This window comes from Mesorhizobium sp. P5_C1, from assembly GCF_054049815.1.
Genome location: NZ_JBFULQ010001178.1, coordinates 1 through 863, shown reverse-complemented (window position 1 = coordinate 863; position 863 = coordinate 1). Strand labels below are relative to the sequence as shown.

Below are 863 nucleotides of genomic sequence, written 5' to 3'. Positions count from 1 at the left end.
ATTATATTCCTCTGTTGCGGCGACCCCCCTTCAACGGAGATCGCCATGTCCAAGACCCTCGCCGATACCCTGGCCGCTCGCGAAACGATGTACGTCAATTGCGAGCACCCTATGTGCTGGCGCTGATAGACAAGCTCGGCCCCGATCACGGTTCGATGCATTGGGATCTGGTTGGCCGCTTCGGCTGCTCGGATTGTAAGGCTGCAGGGCGCGACCCCCGGTCGGTGTTTTTCACCGTCGTTCCTGACTATAAGGGCATCCAGGCGAAGAGCAATCGCGACTGGAAACCGCCTTTCGAACGATAGACGCCGCCGACAGGCAGAGCTACATTTTAGCGATGCCTCATGAGCCTGTAACAACCTATGTGGTCAGCGTGTTCGAGAAGCCGCATTGGCGCACCGTGCTGACGACCAAGGACAAAGACAAGGCCTTGGCTATGGCCAAGGAGATCGGCGACAAGGTGCGGGTCGAGGAGATCACGCCGAAGGCACTGACAGCTTTAGCCTGCCAATGCATGCCCTATGGCGATGCCTAGGCCGATAGCGAGGCCGCCAGCAAGCTTATAGGCAGATCGAGGGCCGAAGCGCCGGATCGGGCTCCACACGTCCCAGTGAGGCGCTCTGAGGGCAGACGAAAGGTCATCGACCGTGTCCATACCCTCACCATAGATCGAAACCGCGATTCTGTGRATCCCCACCTTCATGGCGTTATCGCACCAGTAGATTGTAGCTCGGTTCCTCACAGTGATAGACGCGGCATTGGCCGTCGCGGGTTGGAACGGCGGCGGACATCGGCACGTCGGGCCAGTCGCACTCATTGCCGAACTGGCGCACATAGCGGTCATATGTGTTGGGGCCGGTGGT

Annotated in this window: 2 protein-coding genes; both read left to right on the top strand. The window is 59.3% G+C overall.

What is annotated here, in order from left to right:
* Positions 1 to 98 precede the first annotated feature (98 nt).
* Complete coding sequence (locus tag ACXJ7R_RS34720) at positions 99 to 305, top strand: hypothetical protein (protein WP_457155737.1); 207 nt, start codon at positions 99 to 101, stop codon at positions 303 to 305.
* Positions 306 to 337: 32 nt separating this feature from the next.
* Positions 338 to 535 carry a hypothetical protein gene (locus ACXJ7R_RS34715; RefSeq protein ID WP_457155736.1) on the top strand — a complete coding sequence of 66 codons (198 nt, stop codon included), beginning with the start codon at positions 338 to 340 and terminating at the stop codon, positions 533 to 535.
* The last annotated feature ends 328 nt before the right edge of the window (positions 536 to 863 follow it).

Coding starts and splice junctions, on each gene's coding strand:
- ACXJ7R_RS34715 (WP_457155736.1), top strand. CDS start 338: ATGCCTCATGAGCCTGTAACAACCTATGTGGTCAGCGTGTTCGAGAAG.